The organism is Xanthomonas citri pv. mangiferaeindicae (assembly GCA_002240395.1).
Classification (GTDB): domain Bacteria; phylum Pseudomonadota; class Gammaproteobacteria; order Xanthomonadales; family Xanthomonadaceae; genus Luteimonas; species Luteimonas citri_A.
The window spans coordinates 618,142-634,677 of sequence record CP016836.1 but is presented as its reverse complement, the minus strand read 5'-3'; the positions used below and the strand labels follow the sequence as shown (position 1 = coordinate 634,677).

Here is a 16,536-nt window from a genome sequence, read left to right as displayed (position 1 = left end):
GGCATGACCGCCATGACCGGGATCGACTTTCCCGGTCGGCTGGCGGCTGTGCTGTTCCTGCAGGGCTGCCCGTGGCGCTGCGGGTACTGCCACAACCCGGATCTGCTGCCGGCGCGTGGCGATGTCGAGATCCCCTGGTCGACGGTCGAGGCCTTCCTCCATCGCCGCCGGGGGTTGCTCGACGGCGTGGTCTTCTCCGGCGGTGAACCGACGCTGCAGCCGGCACTCGGGGACGCGGTCGCCGCGGTCCGCGGTCTGGGGTTCCAGACCGCGTTGCATACCGGTGGCATGTATCCGGCGCGGTTGGCTGCGTTGCTGCCGGCGCTGGACTGGATCGGTCTGGACATCAAGGCCCTGCCAGCGCGCAATGCCGAGGTCACAACGGCTGCCGGCAGCGGCGAGCGCGTCTGGCGGTCGCTGGATCATGTCCTCGACAGCGGCATCGCCTACGAGTGCCGCACGACCTGGCACCCACGGCTGTATCCGGAAGACGAACTGCTGCGGCTGGCAGATGCGCTCGCTGCGCGCGGCGTGCGCCACTGGTCGCTGCAGCAATGCCGTGGTCCGGGCTACCCGGCCGAGGAATGGCAGCTCCATGCCGCCGATGCGCTCGCGGCGCGGTTCGCGCATTTCGTCCTGCGTCGGGCCTGAGAAAAGGGCCCGCGATGCGGCCGGATGCAGCACGCGGTACCCAGCCGACAGCCGTTACGGCAACCGCACGGCAGCGTTCCACCTGCCTTCCATGGAGTTCGCCGACCCTGGCCCCATGTCTCTGGGCATGCCCCCTCCAGGCCCACCGATGATTCCGTATTCCGTTCTCGACCTCGCGCCTGTCACCGAGGGCTCGACGCCCGCCGACTCGTTCGCCCGCTCGCTCGATCTCGCCCGTCACGCCGAGGCGCTGGGCTACCGACGCTACTGGCTGGCCGAGCATCACAACATGCCCGGCATCGCCAGCGCCGCGACCGCCGTGCTGATCGGCCATATTGCCGGGGGGACTTCGACGATCCGGGTCGGCGCTGGCGGCGTGATGCTGCCCAACCACGCGCCGCTGCAGGTCGCCGAGCAGTTCGGCACGCTCGCCTCGCTGTATCCAGGGCGTATCGACCTGGGGCTGGGGCGCGCACCGGGCACCGATCAGGCGACCACCCAGGCGCTGCGGCGCTATTACGCGGGCGCCGACGCGTTCCCGTCCGACGTCATGGAGCTGCTGCGCTACTTCGAGCCCGCCAAGCCGGGTCAACCGGTGCAGGCCGTGCCCGGTGCCGGGCTGGACGTACCGGTCTGGATCCTCGGCTCGAGCCTGTTCGGCGCGCAGTTGGCCGCCTCGCTCGGCCTGCCGTATGCGTTCGCCTCGCACTTCGCACCGGCCGCGATGACCGAGGCGCTCGCGCTCTATCACCGGGACTTCCGCCCGTCCAAGCGGCTGCAGCAGCCGCATGCGATGCTCGCGCTCAACGTCGTTGCCGCCGATACGCGCGCCGAGGCCCAGCGGCTGTTCACCACGCAGCAGCAGAGCTTCGTGCGCCTGCGCCGTGGCATGCCGGGCCTGATCCCGCCGCCGATCGACGACATCGAGGCGTTCTGGAACCCGGCGGAAAAAGCCATGGTGGCCCAGGCTCTGGCCTGCTCGGTGGTCGGCGATCCGGCCGACGTGCGCGAGGGCATCGCCGACTTCGTCGCCCGGCATCGGCCCGACGAACTGATGCTCACCGCCAACATCTTCGACCACGACGCCCGTCGCCACAGCTTCGCCCTGGCCGCCGAGGCCATGCACCGCTGACCTCAAGAACCGGGGTCAGCGTGCATTTTTTTGAAGAAACGCGCTCCAACCCCGGTTTGGGCCTGGGCTGATCGAGGCCCGAGGAAAAATGCACACTGACCCCGGTTCTGGTTCGGGGCGGCGGCGTGCGATCATGCCGGGATGACCCAGGATCGCATCATCGCCGCCGACGCCACCCGCGAGGACGACGCCGTCGAGGCGAGCATCCGGCCGCAGCGGCTCGACGACTATCTCGGCCAGCAACCGGTCCGCGAGCAGTTGGCGATCTACATCGAAGCCGCCCGGCAGCGCCGTGAGGCGTTGGACCATGTGCTGGTGTTCGGGCCGCCCGGTCTGGGCAAGACCACGCTCAGCCATGTGATCGCCAACGAGCTGGGTGTGGCGCTGCGCGTGACCTCGGGCCCGGTGATCGAGAAGGCCGGCGACCTGGCCGCGTTGCTGACCAACCTGCAGCCGCACGATGTGCTCTTCATCGACGAGATCCACCGCCTGTCGCCGGTCGTGGAGGAAGTCCTGTATCCGGCGATGGAGGACTTCCAGCTCGACATCATGATCGGCGAGGGGCCGGCTGCGCGCTCGATCAAGATCGACCTGCCGCCGTTCACGCTGATCGGCGCGACGACCCGCGCCGGCCTGCTGACCGCCCCGCTGCGCGATCGCTTCGGCATCGTCCAGCGCCTGGAGTTCTACAGCACCGAGGAACTGACCCGCATCGTCCGTCGTTCGGCGCAGATCCTGGGCATGGCCTGCGAGCCGGAAGGCGCGGCCGAGATCGCGCGGCGCGCGCGCGGCACCCCGCGCATCGCCAACCGCCTGCTGCGGCGGGTGCGCGACTACGCCCAGGTCCGGGCCGGCGGCCGCATCGATCATGCCGTCGCGCATGCCGCGATGCAGATGCTCAAGGTCGATCCGGAGGGCTTCGACGAGCTCGACCGGCGCCTGCTGCAGTTGATCATCGAGAATTTCGACGGCGGCCCGGTCGGCGTCGAGTCGATGGCCGCCGCGCTCAGCGAAGAACGCGGCACGCTCGAGGACGTGATCGAACCCTATCTGATCCAGCAGGGCTTTCTGGTGCGCACTGCGCGTGGCCGCATGGCCACCCGTAAGGCCTACCTGCATCTGGGGCTCAAGCCCAAGGAACCTGCATTGGGCAGTGGGGAATCCGGGGCCTTGTTCTGAGTGCCCGCGCGCCCTCCGCACGCCACCAACCATCAGCCAACCCAATGAGCGCCCCATCACCAATGCCAGATTCCGGTTCGCCTGCATTCAGTTGGCCGACACGCGTCTACTGGGAAGATACCGACGCCGGCGGTGTCGTCTATCACGCGCAGTACGTCGCCTTCATGGAGCGCGCACGCAGCGAATGGTTACGTGCCCACGGCCATGGCCAGAGCACGTTGCAGGAGGCGCACGGCACGTTGTTCGCGGTGCGCGCGATGCGGATCGATTTCCGCAGCCCCGCACGCCTCGACGATGCGCTGGAGGTCGAGGTGGTGCTGCGTGAGTGCCGACGCGCGAGCGCGGTGTTCGTCCAGCGGATCCGCCGGGACGGCGTGCTGCTGGTCGATGCCGAGGTGCGCGTGGCGGCGCTGGGCACGGCCGATTTCCGTCCGCGCGCGCTGCCCGATGCGCTGTACACCCAACTCAAGTCACTCGAAACGTCAGCGGAGTAATCCTGGATGAGCCCCATGCCCGTGCTGTTGCAGTCCGCCACCCAGGTGCAGGCGCTGCCCGAGGAGGCGGCCGCCAGCGCCGCCGATCTGGCGAACACCGGTGCGGCTGCCGCCGCGACCGCGCCGCTGCCCAACGACCTGAGCATCCTCGACCTGATCGTGCATGCCTCGATCCCGGTCCAGTTGGTGATGCTGCTGCTGTTGCTGGCGTCGATCTCCTCGTGGGTCATCATCTTCCGCAAGAAGCGCATGCTCGACCGCGCCGAGAAGGAGGCCGACCGCTTCGAGGAACGCTTCTGGTCGGGCGCCGAGATCGGCAAGCTCTACAGTTCGGCGACCGAACGCAGCCGTGAGATCGAAGGTCTGGAGGCGATCTTCGAGGCCGGCTACCGCGAGTATTCGCGCCAGCGCCAGCGGCGCGGCATCGACAGCCGCACCCAGCTCGAAGGCGCGCAGCGCGGCATGCGCGTGGCCGGTGCCCGCGAACTCGACGGCCTGGAGCGCAACCTGGAATTCCTCGCCAACGTCGGCTCGATCGCGCCATATGTCGGCCTGCTGGGCACGGTGTGGGGCATCATGATCTCGTTCCACGGCCTGGCCAGCGTCAAAGAAGCCACCATCGCCACCGTCGCGCCGGGTATCTCCGAGGCGCTGATCGCGACCGCGATGGGCCTGTTCGCGGCGATCCCGGCGGTGTGGGCCTACAACCGCTTCGCGACCAAGGTCGAGCGCATCGCCACGCGCTATGAGGCCTTCTCCGACGAGTTCTCCTCGATCCTCGAACGTCAGACCGGCGCCGACTGATCCCAGCCGCGCCGGGCGGTCGCTGGACCGTCCACGAACCCGGACCCCACCATGTCGTCGATCTCCCTTCGCCGTGCCAAGCGGCGCAAGCTCAAGAACGAAATCAACGTCGTGCCCTATATCGACGTGATGCTGGTGCTGCTGATCATCTTCATGGTCACCACGCCGCTGATGAACCTGGGCACCGACATCAACCTGCCCGATTCGCGCGCCAAGTCGCTCGGCACGCCGAAGGACCCGGTGGTCGTCAGCGTCTATCCCGACGGCCAGCTGGCGCTGATGGTCGAGCAGCAGAACACCTCGGTCACGCGCGAGGATCTGGTCGCGCGCCTGCGCGGCATCCACACGCAGAACCCGGAGGCCACGATTCTGGTCAACGGCGACGGCGCCGCCAGCTACCAGCGGATCATGAACGCCATCGACCTCATCAACGAGGCCGGGATCTCCAAGGTCAGCCTGATCAGCCGCCCGCAGGAGGGCGCGAACTGAATGCGTGAATCGCGCTCCGACGACGCGATCGCAGTCGGACTGGCGATCCTGGTCCACGTGCTGCTGTTCGGGCTGATCCTGCTCGGCGCGCTGTGGAGCGCGTCGTCGCGCCCGACCTCGGCCGCTGGCTCGCCGGTCTCTGCGGACGTCATCGACCCCAACGCGCTGAGCGCGGCCGACCGGCGCGCGCTTGCCAGTCGCCCCGAGCCGGTCGCCGAGCCCGTGCCCGAACCGGAGCCGGCGCAAGAGCCCACGCCCGAACCTGTGGTCGAGCCGCTGCCCGAACCGGAGCCCGAACCGGTCGCCGCGCCGCCGCAGCCGCTGCCCGAACCGCGTCCGGAGGATGCGGTCGAGCCCCGCCAGCCGGCCCCGCAGGAAGTCGTGCCCAAGCCCGACACCGTGTCCCAGGATGCCGTGCGTCGCGAAGCGCAGGCTGCCGAGGCGCGTGAACGAGAGCAGGAAGAGAAGCGCCGGCAGGCGCAGATCGAGCTGGCCGAACAGCAGAAGCAGCAGGAAGCCGAAGAGAAGCGCCGGCTTGCCCGTCAGGAACTGGAGAAGCTGCGCGCCGAGCGCGAAAAGGCCCAGCGCGAGGCGCGCCTGGCCGAACAGCGGCTCAAGCAGATCGCCGACCGGGAGGCGCGTCAGGCGGCCGAGCGTGCGGCCGCGTCCGCAGCGTCGTCGGCGGCGAGCCCGCCGCCCGGCCGTCCCGACGGCGACAGCGGCCTGGCCGCCAAGTACGCGGCGGCGATCCAGGAAGCCGTGCGTCGCAACTGGCGCCGGCCCGACAATGTCCAGTTGGGCCAGCGCTGTCGCCTGTACATCACCCAGTTGCCGGGCGGCGAGGTGATCAGCGTCGAGTTCGATCCATCGTGCCCGTACGACGCCCAGGGGCGGCGCTCGGTCGAAGCTGCCGTGCGTGCCGCCGAACCGCTGCCGTACGCCGGCTTCGAATCGGTCTTCAACCGCCGGCTCAACTTCAACTTCACCGCGCAGGACTGACCGATGCCGGCTGCGGTTTCGACGGCCAGGGCGGCCTTCGTAGCGGGCGTGCTGGCGCTGTGCGGCTTGGTGACACCGGGCGCCGGCCGCGCTGACGACGCGCTCGAGACTCGCTATCGGATGGCGCTGCATCAGGCCGTGCAGAGCCAGTGGCGCAAGCCCGACATCGCCGAGGATGTGCGCTGCCGGGTACTGGTCCGGCAGTTGCCCGGCGGTGACGTGGTGTCGGTCGAGCCCGTGCTCGAGTGCGGATTCGATGCAACCGCCCGGCAATCCTTGCTCGAGGCGGTGTACCGGGCCTCCCCATTGCCGTACGCGGGGTTCGAGCGGGTGTTCGAGCGCCAGCTCGTCATCACCTTCACCAGCGGCGCGCCATGATTGCGCCCGGATTCATCCTGTTGCGCCGTGCAGCGGCCAAGCTGCGCGGGTCTCTCTCCATTTCCATGTCCGGTAGGCCGATGAAACCCATCCTGATCCGTTGTCTGATCGCCCTGTTCGCGCTTGCGCTGCCGATGATGGCCAGTGCGCAGCAGCAGGGGCTGGAGATCGATATCACCGGCGGCAGCGCGCAGGCGATGCCGATCGCGGTCGTCCCCATGCCCTACCAGGGCAGTGGCACCGCGCCCGACACCGACGTGGCCGCGGTGATCCGCGCCGACCTCGACCGCTCCGGGCAGTTCCGCACGCTGCCCGACCGCGACATCGTCGAGCGTCCGACCCGCGGCAGTGAAGTCCAGTACCCGACGTGGCGTGCGCTGCGCCAGGACTTCCTGGTCGTGGGCCGGGTCGTCGACGCCGGCGGCGGTGGCTACCGGGTCGAGTACGAGCTGTTCGACGTCGCCAAGCAAGAGCGCATGCTCGGCCTGGCGATGACCGCCCGCGCCAATGCGATGCGCGACGTCGCCCACCAGATGGCCGATGCGATCTACGAGAAGATCACCGGGGTGCGCGGCGCGTTCTGGACCCGGATCGCCTACGTGACCCAGACCGGCTTGGGGCAGAACGCCCGCTATGCGCTGGTCGTTGCCGATTCCGACGGTCACAACCCGCAGACGGTCGTGCGCTCCAACGAGCCGCTGCTCTCGCCGGCCTGGAGCCCGGACGGCCGCCGCATCGCCTATGTGAGCTTCGAGCGCGGCAATTCTGCGATCTATATCCAGGACATTTCGACCGGCGGCCGGGAGCTGGTCTCCAGCTTCCGGGGTATCAACGGCGCCCCGGCGTTCTCGCCCGATGGCCGGCGTCTGGCGCTGTCGCTCTCGCGCAGCGGCAACCCCGAGATCTACGTGATGGACCTGGGCAGCAAGGCGCTGACCCAGGTGACCAACCACTTCGCGATCGACACTTCGCCGGTCTGGGCGCCCGATGGTGCCAGCCTGTACTTCATCTCCGACCGGGGCGGCCGGCCGCAGGTCTATCAGGCGCCGGCGAGCGGCGGCAACGCCACCCGGGTGACCTTCGAGGGCAGCTACAACGCCGACCCGTCGGTTTCTTTCGATGGCAAGAAAATCGTCGTGGCGCAAGGGTCGGGCAACGTGTACCGTATTGCACTGCTGGATCGCAGCCTGGGGTCGCCCCGCTGGTCCACGCTGTCGCCCGGATCGCTCGACGAATCGCCGAGTTTCGCTCCGAACGCCGGCATGGTCCTGTACGCGGCGCGCGAGGGGCGTAGGGGTGTGCTGTACGCGGTCTCTTCGGATGGCCGGGTACGCCAGCGCCTCGTCCTCGCCGATGGTGATGTGCGCGAACCGGCATGGGGTCCGTTCCGGGAACAGCGCTGACGCTGCCTGCACGTCCTTAACAACAATACTCACTGCCCTGATTCGACATAACCAAGGATCGACGAGATGAAGACGACCACCCGTGTGATGCTGGCCGCGCTGCTTTGCACCGCCGCCGTCGCGTGTTCCAAGAAGGTGAAGGAAGAAGCGCCGGTCGACACCGGTCCGTCCACCGGCACGGTCGCGCCGACCCCGTCGACCGCGGGTGCCTACACGCCGGCCGACCTGGACACCGATGCCTGCCTGCGCCAGCGCGTGGTCTACTTCGATCTGGATCAGGACTCGCTGCGTCCGGAGTTCCAGGCCATCGTCAGCTGCCACGCGAAGTACCTGCGCGACCGCAGCTCGGCACGCATCTCGCTCGAAGGTCACGCCGACGAGCGCGGTAGCCGCGAGTACAACCAGGGCCTGGGCGAGCGCCGCGGCAATGGCGTGTCCTCGGCGCTGCAGGCCAACGGTGGTTCGGCCGCCCAGCTGGCCGTCGTGAGCTACGGCGAAGAGCGTCCGGTGTGCACTGAGTCGAACGAGGATTGCTGGGCCCGCAATCGTCGCGTCGAGATCATCTACACCGCCCGCTGATGCCTTCGATGCGTCAATGGCTGGTGCTCCCAGTTGCGTTCGCGGCGACCCTCGTGGTCGCCGCGCCCGCGTCCGCGCAGCGCGCGAGCCTGGCCGACCGTGTCGCCGCGCTCGAGGCCCGCTCGGGAGATACCAGCGCGAACATGGACCTGCTCAACCAGGTCAACCAGCTGCGGCAGGAACTCGTCGCCCTGCGTTCGCAGGTCGAGGAGCTGCAGCAGCAGAACGAACAGCTCAAGAACAGCAACCGTAGCCAGTACCTGGATATCGACGGCCGGCTCAACCGGCTCGAGGGCGCTGGAGGCGGTGCAGCTGGCACCGGTGGTGCCGGCGGCATGGAGCTACCCGAGCTCGGACGCGGGGCCGTCGGGTCCGCACCCGCGCCGGCGCCACAAGGTGCGGTCACGCCGCCGCCCGCCGCCACGCCGACAACGGCGCAGGCGCCGGCCGACGAGCGCGGCGCTTACGAGCAGGCGTTCGCCGCGCTGCGCAATGGCGACTACGCCGAATCGGCGACCTTGTTCCAGGCTTTCCTGGCCCAGCACCCGCAGGGCAGCTATGCGCCCAATGCGCTGTACTGGCTGGGCGAGAGCTATTACGTCACCCAGAACTACGCCTTGGCCGAGGAGCAGTTCCGCGCGCTGCTGCAGCGCTATCCGACCAGCGACAAGGCGCCCGGCGCCCTGCTCAAGGTCGGCCTGTCGCAGTACGGGCTGAAGAATCTGGACGCCGCCGAGGCCACGCTGGCCGAGGTCGGCGCACAGTATCCGGGCACCGATGCGGCCCGCACGGCAGCCGACCGGCTGCGCGCGATCCAGCTCTCGCGCCTGCGTTGACCCGATGACCGCCGTCGCGCACGATGCGGTCGCCGCATCCGCGGCCGACCGGCTCAAGCTCACCGAGATCTTCCTGTCGCTGCAGGGCGAGGCCCGTGACGCGGGCTGGCCCACGGTGTTCGTCCGTCTGACCGGCTGCCCGCTGCGCTGCGGCTACTGCGACACCGCCTACGCCTTCCACGGCGGTGAGTGGTGGACGATCGACGCGATCCTCGCCGAGGTCGCGCGCCAGGGCGTGCGGCATGTCTGCGTGACCGGCGGCGAGCCGCTGGCGCAGAAGCGCTGTATCGGCCTGCTCGAGCGGCTGTGCGATGCCGGCTACCAGGTCTCGCTCGAAACCTCGGGCGCGCTCGATGTCTCCGACGTCGACCCGCGCGTGAGCCGTGTCGTCGACATCAAGACGCCGGGCTCGGGCGAGGCGCACCGCAATCTGTGGGACAACCTCGCGCTGCTGACTGCGCACGATCAGATCAAGTGCGTGATCTGCTCGCGCGCCGACTACGAATGGGCCCGCGATCTTGTCCTCGAGCGGGGCCTGCACCAGCGCTGCGATGTGCTGTTCTCACCGAGCAAGGGCGAAATCTCAGCACGCGATCTCGCCGACTGGATCGTCGCTGATCGCCTGCCGGTCAAGTTCCAGATGCAACTGCACAAGCTGCTGTGGAATGACGAGCCCGGGCGGTAAGCCAAAGCCGCACAGCACAACGGGCATTGACGATTCGCAGCCGCGGCGGTTGCCCGATGCGCTAGCCTTCGATCAACACGAAACACGAAATCCGAACATGAAAAACGCCGTCGTCCTGTTGTCCGGGGGCATGGATTCCGCCGCCGTCGTCGCCATTGCCCGCGAGCAGGGCTTCGCCGTGCATGCGTTGAGCGTGCGCTACGGGCAGCGGCATACCTCCGAGCTCGACGCCGCCGCGCGCGTGGCCGCGGCTCTGGGCGCGGTCGCGCACAAGACGGTCGACGTCGACTTGCGCGCATTCGGTGGCTCGGCACTGACCGACGATATCGAGGTGCCCGAAGCCGGCAGTGCCGGCATCCCGGTGACCTACGTGCCGGCCCGCAACACGATCATGCTGTCGCTGGCCCTGGGCTGGGCAGAGGTGATCGGCGCGGCCGACCTGTTCTGCGGCGTCAATGCGGTCGACTACTCGGGCTATCCGGACTGCCGGCCGGAGTTCGTCGCTGCGTTCGAGCGGCTGGCGAACCTGGCGACCAAGGCTGGCGTCGAGGGCGCTGGCATCCGCGTCCACGCACCGCTGCAGCACATGAGCAAGGCCGACATTGTCCGCGAGGGCCTGCGCCTGGGCGTGGATTTCGGGCTGACCGTGTCGTGCTACCGCGCCGACGCGCAGGGCCGCGCCTGCGGTCATTGCGATGCCTGCCGCCTGCGCGCCGATGGCTTCGCCGCCGCGGGCGCGCCTGATCCGACGCACTACGTGCCGACCGTCGACGGCTGAGCCGACGCTCTCTCACGGCCGCCAGCGGGACTGTCGGCGGCGCCTATCCCGTCCCCGATCGCATGCGGGCATCGCCGATACGCGCGTATCGCGCCCCTCTTAGCGACATCGCGGGCACATCTGCGCGATCGCGCGCTCCAGGCGGCGCCGCGACGTGCCTGTCACGGCGCGTGCGTACCGTGGGCATGAACTCCACACGCGGACACCCCCGATGCCCCTGACTGACGATCAGTTGCGGATCCTGCGCGATATCGACGCCACCACGCCGATCACCGAGGCCGAGACCGACTGGGCCGTGCGTGCCGGCTATGCGGTGCTGGCCGAAGACGGCGACATCGACTTGACCGATCAGGGGCGCGAGCTCGTCGGCGGTCCGCACACCTAGAGTGCGTCTGGTGGCGCACCGCTGCAGACGGCGGCTCCTGTCCGGTACAATGCGCCTCCGGCCTGGTGCCGGTGCCGCCACAGGGCGGCAAGCATCCTCCGCCACCCTGGTGGCCAGGAGGCGCTGACCGGGTGGTACGCCGCCCGTCGATGGGTCGTTAGCTCAGTCGGTAGAGCATCGGACTTTTAATCCGCTGGTCGATGGTTCGAATCCATCACGACCCACCATTCCGTCGATGAGATCTCCGGCGCTCTGGAAACGTTCTGGCCGTCTGTACGCAACGCGATGCGTGCTGTCGACGCCGCATAGATCGGACAACGACCGAGGGCCGAATCAGTTCGAGTCCGATCGTATCCGCTGTCGCCTGCGCTCAGGCTGTTTCCACCTGCCATGGAGATGCCCAAGATGCCCAGCCGACAAGACACCCCCGATTCCCGTCAGCCCGCCGTCGATGCGCTGGCCGCCTACGTGCGTTACCAGGGAGGCGTGGTCGGCGAGGCCGCGTTGGACGATATCGTCCACTACTTTCGCGAGACGCTCTGCGACGACACGCTAACGATCGACGACATCGTCGACGACTATCTGCCCATCGCGCAGGCAGTGGTCGGGTCGCAGCATGTGGTCGACCGATGGCAAGACGACCTGCGTGTGATCTGCTCGGCGATCGACGGGTTGTCGGTATTCGCTGCCGTGTCGCCTGAGGATCGCGCTGCGCTGGGTGACGTGCTGACCACGCTGTCCGAACGCCTGGTGGTGGAAATCGGTGGTAGCACTCGAATCGAGAACGGGCGGATCAACATCGCCCGGGACGTGATCGAGCAAGGGCCGACGACGACGCGGTTCGCGATTCTTCACGAGCTCGGGCACGCGATCGATCACGAGGCGATGGTCCCACCTGCAATCAAGCAAGCGATCCGACGTTCGGACCATGCGGACATGCGCGCTGCGGAACTGTTCGCCGATGCATTCGCCGCCGTGGCGCTGTGCGTACTGGGCCTGTCGCGCGAGACGATCCTGGATGGCGCAATGCAGGCGCTGGCGGGTCACGAGAGCGATGGCGATCACCCTGACTGGGAGACACGCAGTGACAGCATCCAGCGAGCGATCGCCGGCGTGGTGCGTGGGACGCGATGAGCGGACCCACTGCGCAGCAGTCCTTGGGCATCCTGCGGCACTGCTGAACACGCATTGCAGCGCCCGTTGAAGCAGGCGCGCGGTGGGCGCATATCGTGGATCTTGTAGCCGCCGACCCGTTCGCCCGGTCGCCACCGCGATCATGTGCGCCATGCCCCTCGACACCCTCCATCCCGCCGTCGCGCAGTGGTTCGGCGACACCTTCGCGGCGCCGACACCGGCGCAGGTCGCGGCGTGGCCAGCGATCGCGGCCGGGCGGGATGTGCTGGTGTCGGCGCCGACGGGCTCGGGCAAGACACTGACCGCGTTCCTGGTCGCGATCGACGGGTTGGTGCGCGAGGGGCTCGAGGCCGGCGGCACGCTGCCGGACGCGACGCGGGTGGTCTATGTGTCGCCGCTCAAGGCGTTGTCGAACGACGTGCGCATCAACCTCGAAGCACCGTTGGCGGGCATCGGTACGGCGCTGGCAGCGATGGGGCTGCCGCAGGTGGCGATCCGCACGGCGGTGCGGACTGGCGATACGCCGCAGGCCGAGCGCGCGCGGATGCGCCGGCGGCCGCCGCACATCCTGGTGACCACACCCGAGTCGTTGTACGTGCTGCTGGGCTCGGTGTCGGGGCGGGCGATGCTCGGGGACGTGCGGAGTGTGATCGTCGACGAGATCCATGCGGTCGCCGGCGACAAGCGCGGCAGCCATCTGACATTGACGCTGGAACGTCTGCAGGCGCTGTGTGGACGGCGATTGCAGCGGGTCGGGCTGTCGGCGACGCAAAAGCCGATCGACACAGTAGCGCGGTTTCTGGTCGGTGAGCGCGGTGGGGATTGCGCACCGTTTGCGCAGGCCCAGCCCAACTCGGCTCCCCATGCGGGGGCGGGCGGGGGCGGGGGCACTGCCGACGCAGCGAAGACCGACAGTCACGGCTGCACCATCGTCGAGGTCGGACTGGAGCGGTCGCGCGACCTGGCGCTCGAGTTGCCGCCCACGCCGCTGTCGGCGGTGCTGTCCAACGACCAGGCGATGCAGCTCTATCGGCGCATCGGCGACCTGGCGCAGGCGCACCGGACCACGCTGGTGTTCGTCAATACGCGGCGTATGGCCGAGCGGGCGGCGCGTCATCTCGGCGAACTGCTGGGCCGCGAACGCGTCGCGGCGCACCACGGCAGCCTCGCGCGCGAGGCCCGGCTCGACGCCGAGCAACGGCTCAAGCGCGGCGAGCTGACCGTGCTGGTGGCGACTGCGTCACTGGAGCTGGGTATCGACATCGGCGATGTCGACCTGGTGTGCCAGATCGGTTCGCCGCGTTCGATCGCCGCGTTCCTGCAGCGGGCGGGCCGTTCGCGGCATCAGGTCGGGGGTGTGCCGAAGGCCAGGCTGCTGGCGACGACGCGCGACGAACTGGTCGAGTGCGTAGCCTTGCTCGACTGTGTGCGCCGCGGCGAGCTGGACACATTGCGCATCCCGCCGGCGCCGCTCGACGTGCTGGCGCAGCAGATCGTCGCCGAAACCGCGATGCAGGATTGGGGCGAAGACGCGCTGTTTGCACTGGTGCGCCGAGCGTGGCCGTATCGCGAGTTGGCGCGCGCGGACTTCGATGCGGTCGTGCGCATGCTCGCCGAGGGCTTTGTCGGGCGCCACGGACCGCGCGCCGGCCATGTGCATCGCGACGCGGTGCATCGCCGACTGCGTGGGCGCAAGGGCGCGCGCATGGTCGCGACGATGTCCGGCGGCACGATCCCCGACACCGGCGACTACACCGTGCTGCTCGAGCCCGAGTCGCAGTCGATCGGCACCGTCAACGAAGACTTCGCAGTCGAAAGCCTGAGCGGCGATGTCTTCCAACTGGGCAATGCCAGCTACCGGATTCTACGGGTGGAGGCGGGGCGGCTGCGCGTGGAAGATGCCCAGGGTCTGCCACCGAATATCCCGTTCTGGATCGGTGAGGCGCCCGGGCGCACGGACGCGTTGTCGGCGGGCGTGGCGCGGCTGCGTGCGCAGATCGAGGCCTTGCTCGATGCACCGGGCGAGGCGACGGGGCATCCGCGTGCCCACGCCTGGCTGCAGGACGAGGCGGGCGTGTCGGCCGAGGCGGCCACGCAGCTGGTCGATTATCTGGGTCGTGCGCGCGATGCGCTCGGGGCGCTGCCGACGCAGTCGTGCCTGGTGCTCGAGCGTTTCTTCGACGCCACTGGAGGCACCCAACTGGTGCTGCATGCGCCGTTCGGCAGCCGCATCAATCGCGCCTGGGGCCTGGCGCTGCGCAAGCGCTTTTGCCGCAAGTTCAATTTCGAACTGCAGGCGGCAGCGACCGAGGACGCGATCGTGCTGTCGCTCTCGACCAGCCACAGCTTCCCGCTGGCCGAAGTCATGGACTATCTGCGCGCGGCGACTGCGCGTGACGTGCTGGTACAGGCGCTGCTCGATGCGCCGTTGTTCGGCGTGCGCTGGCGCTGGAATGCGACCACTGCGCTCGCGCTGCCGCGCTTTGCCGGGGGCCGCAAGGTCGCGCCGCAGTTGCAGCGGATGAAGAGCGAGGACCTGCTCGCGGCGGTGTTCCCCGACCAGGTCGCGTGCCTGGAGAACATCGTCGGCGAGCGCGAGATTCCCGAACACCCACTGGTCGCGCAGACGCTGTACGACTGCCTGGAGGTCGCGATGGACGCGTCGGGCTGGCTGGCGGTGCTGCGCGGTATCGAGGCCGGCCGGATCGAGGTGCGCGCGCGCGAACTGACTGCGCCGTCGCCGCTGGCCGCCGAAGCGATCAACGCGCGCCCTTATGCCTTTCTCGACGATGCGCCATTGGAGGAACGTCGGACCCAGGCGGTGCAGCAGCGTCGCTGGGACGATCCGGCAACGGCGGACGATTTAGGGCGGCTCGACCCGGCGGCGATCGCGCGGGTACGCGAGGAGGCGTGGCCGGAGGCGGCGACGCCCGACGAGATGCACGATGCGCTGATGATGCTGGGCGCCATCGCCGAGGCCGAGGCGGCGGCCGTCGCGCATTGGCCCACGCTGCTGGCGGCGCTGGCCGACGATGCGCGCGCGACGCGCATGCCCGTGGGCGGCGAGGCCGCGGTCTGGGTAGCGGTCGAGCGGCTGCCGCTGCTGCGCGCGTTGCACCCTGACGCGGCGGTCCAGCCCGAGGTTGCGGTGCCGAACGAGTACGCGGTGGCGTGGACGCGTGAGGCTGCGCTGCTGGAACTGGTCCGTGCGCGCCTGGGCGGGGTCGGACCGGTGACGGCCGAGGCCTTGGCTGCGCCGCTCGGCCTGGCCGCGTATGCGCTGCTGCCGGCGCTTCACACGCTCGAGCACGAGGGCACCGCGATGCGAGGGTGGTTCTGCGGCGACACGGCGGGGCCGGTCGAGTGGTGCGAGCGTGGGCTCTTGGCTCGCATTCATCGCGAGACGCTGGGGCGCTTGCGTCGCGAGATCGAGCCGGTGCCTGTGACCGACTACGTGCGCTTCCTGTGCGACTGGCAACACGTGTCGCAGGGCGCTCGCGTGCACGGTGCCGAGGCCTTGGCCGGCGTGTTGGCGCAGCTTGAAGGCTACGAGGCGCCTGCGGCGGCATGGGAGGCGGATCTGCTGCCGGCGCGGATGGCGGACTTCTCGCCCGGTTGGCTCGATGCGTTGTGTACCACCGGACGCCTGGCCTGGCTGCGGCTGCGGCCGCGCGCCGGCGAAGGGAGCGGCGGCCATTTGCGTCAGATCCCGATCGCACTGCTGCCGAGGCCGGGTGCGCCGCGCTGGATGCGCCTAGCGCCGGCGCCGGCAGATGCGGAGGTGCTGTCCTCGCGCGCGCGTCGGGTCGACGAGGCGCTGGCACGAGACGGCGCGTCGTTCTTCGACGACCTGCAGGCGCACACCCGCCTGCTGCAGACCGAACTGGAAGACGGGCTGTCGGAACTAGTCGCTGCCGGGCGCGCCCACTGCGACAGCTTCGCGGGCCTGCGCGCATTGCTGGTGCCGCCCTCGCGCCGGCCGGCGACCGGTGGGCGCCGGCGCGGGAGGCCGCTGGTCGGCATCGCCGATGCCGGGCGCTGGAGCCAGCCCCGGCGCGGAGAAGGCGGCCCCGATGCCGAGGACATGGAGCATGTCGCGCGCGTGCTGCTGCGGCGTTACGGCGTGGTCTGCTGGCGGATCCTCGATCGCGAACCCGACTGGCTACCGCCGTGGCGAGAGCTGATGCGGGTCTATCGCCGACTCGAGGCCCGCGGCGAGATCCGCGGCGGCCGCTTCGTGGCCGGGCTGTCGGGCGAGCAGTACGCGCTGCCCGAGGCTGTGGGCCTGTTGCGCGCGGTCCGCGCGCGACAGGCGGACGGCGAATTGATCTGCGTGGGCGCGTCCGATCCGTTGAACCTCGCCGGGACGCTGTTACCCGGCGAGCGCGTGCCCCGGCAGCCGGGCGCACGGCTGGTTCTGCGCGATGGTCATGTGGTCGCTAGCCGGGTGGCGGATCGCTGCAGTGTCGACGAAGCGCTCTCGGCCGAAGAGGCAGCCGCGGCACGGGTGCTGCTCCAGCAGCCCGGCGCAATGTCTCGTCCCGGACACGGCCGGCACGGCGCGGCTGCGCCTGGCGATCGCGCCGGGTGACGGCGGCCGGGTCAGCGCT

Annotated in this window: 15 protein-coding genes and 1 tRNA gene; all 16 read left to right on the top strand. The window is 69.4% G+C overall.

The window, feature by feature from the left end; all coding sequences use genetic code 11:
* Positions 1-3: 3 nt before the first annotated feature.
* Complete coding sequence (locus BEN78_02750) at positions 4-651, top strand: anaerobic ribonucleoside-triphosphate reductase activating protein (protein ID ASR44867.1); 648 nt, start codon at positions 4-6, stop codon at positions 649-651.
* Between the two features lie 148 nt (positions 652-799).
* A complete protein-coding gene (locus BEN78_02745) occupies positions 800-1,783 on the top strand; it encodes a hypothetical protein (protein ID ASR42472.1) in 984 nt (327 codons plus the stop codon).
* A gap of 141 nt (positions 1,784-1,924) precedes the next feature.
* Positions 1,925-2,962 (top strand): Holliday junction DNA helicase RuvB, encoded by a 1,038-nt coding sequence (locus BEN78_02740; GenBank protein ID ASR42471.1) that lies wholly within the window; start codon positions 1,925-1,927, stop codon positions 2,960-2,962.
* Positions 2,963-3,006: 44 nt separating this feature from the next.
* Positions 3,007-3,456 (top strand): tol-pal system-associated acyl-CoA thioesterase, encoded by a 450-nt coding sequence (locus BEN78_02735; GenBank protein ASR42470.1) that lies wholly within the window; start codon positions 3,007-3,009, stop codon positions 3,454-3,456.
* Between the two features lie 6 nt (positions 3,457-3,462).
* Positions 3,463-4,260 (top strand): protein TolQ, encoded by a 798-nt coding sequence (locus BEN78_02730; GenBank protein ASR42469.1) that lies wholly within the window; start codon positions 3,463-3,465, stop codon positions 4,258-4,260.
* A 51-nt stretch (positions 4,261-4,311) separates the two neighbouring features.
* Entirely contained in the window at positions 4,312-4,749 is a 438-nt protein-coding gene (locus BEN78_02725; protein ID ASR42468.1) for a protein TolR, read from the top strand.
* Entirely contained in the window at positions 4,750-5,748 is a 999-nt protein-coding gene (locus BEN78_02720; GenBank protein ID ASR42467.1) for a protein TolA, read from the top strand.
* A gap of 48 nt (positions 5,749-5,796) precedes the next feature.
* Positions 5,797-6,126, top strand: a complete 330-nt coding sequence (locus tag BEN78_02715; protein ASR42466.1) for a hypothetical protein — start codon at positions 5,797-5,799, stop codon at positions 6,124-6,126.
* An 80-nt stretch (positions 6,127-6,206) separates the two neighbouring features.
* Positions 6,207-7,529, top strand: a complete 1,323-nt coding sequence (locus tag BEN78_02710; GenBank protein ID ASR42465.1) for a Tol-Pal system beta propeller repeat protein TolB — start codon at positions 6,207-6,209, stop codon at positions 7,527-7,529.
* A gap of 66 nt (positions 7,530-7,595) precedes the next feature.
* On the top strand, positions 7,596-8,108 hold the full coding sequence (locus BEN78_02705; protein ID ASR42464.1) for a peptidoglycan-associated lipoprotein: 513 nt from the start codon (positions 7,596-7,598) through the stop codon (positions 8,106-8,108).
* A gap of 8 nt (positions 8,109-8,116) precedes the next feature.
* Complete coding sequence (locus tag BEN78_02700; GenBank protein ASR44866.1) at positions 8,117-8,944, top strand: tol-pal system protein YbgF; 828 nt, start codon at positions 8,117-8,119, stop codon at positions 8,942-8,944.
* 4 nt (positions 8,945-8,948) lie between these two features.
* Positions 8,949-9,629 carry a 7-carboxy-7-deazaguanine synthase QueE gene (locus tag BEN78_02695; GenBank protein ID ASR42463.1) on the top strand — a complete coding sequence of 227 codons (681 nt, stop codon included), beginning with the start codon at positions 8,949-8,951 and terminating at the stop codon, positions 9,627-9,629.
* A 97-nt stretch (positions 9,630-9,726) separates the two neighbouring features.
* Complete coding sequence (locus BEN78_02690; protein ASR42462.1) at positions 9,727-10,407, top strand: 7-cyano-7-deazaguanine synthase QueC; 681 nt, start codon at positions 9,727-9,729, stop codon at positions 10,405-10,407.
* 536 nt (positions 10,408-10,943) lie between these two features.
* Positions 10,944-11,019, top strand: a tRNA-Lys gene (locus BEN78_02685).
* A 163-nt stretch (positions 11,020-11,182) separates the two neighbouring features.
* Positions 11,183-11,926: a hypothetical protein gene (locus tag BEN78_02680; GenBank protein ID ASR42461.1), complete on the top strand. Its 744-nt coding sequence runs from the start codon at positions 11,183-11,185 to the stop codon at positions 11,924-11,926.
* A 151-nt stretch (positions 11,927-12,077) separates the two neighbouring features.
* Positions 12,078-16,517: an ATP-dependent DNA helicase gene (locus BEN78_02675; GenBank protein ASR44865.1), complete on the top strand. Its 4,440-nt coding sequence runs from the start codon at positions 12,078-12,080 to the stop codon at positions 16,515-16,517.
* The last annotated feature ends 19 nt before the right edge of the window (positions 16,518-16,536 follow it).